Source organism: Dellaglioa sp. CoH-56-MRSF-11 (assembly GCF_056782135.1).
Window position 1 is genome coordinate 1 of the sequence record NZ_JBXAYE010000124.1, and the last position, 259, is coordinate 259.

Annotated in this window: 1 protein-coding gene; it reads right to left on the reverse strand. The window is 55.6% G+C overall.

Annotation, left to right across the window (positions count from 1 at the left end; all coding sequences use genetic code 11):
- On the reverse strand, window positions 1-259 hold a 259-nt coding region (locus AC1RPT_RS08090; protein ID WP_481763037.1), incomplete at both ends, for an AAA family ATPase.

Consider the following 259-nt stretch of genomic DNA (forward strand, 5'->3'; position numbering starts at 1 on the left):
TCACAGGCTTCAGCTGGAACGGGTCGCCTACCACGAGAATAGGTACTCCGTACTCCAGAATATCCATCGCCATGTCCTCGTTGACCATGGACACCTCATCAACGATCAGGAGTGACGCATAGCGAAGCGGGCTCTCTTCGTTCTTAGAGAATCCCTTGATCTTGCCAGTAACACGGTCCATCTTTGGCCGGTAGATCAGGCTGTGGAGAGTACCGGCACCGACGCAGCCTTTGCTACGCATGACAGCCGCTGCCTTGCC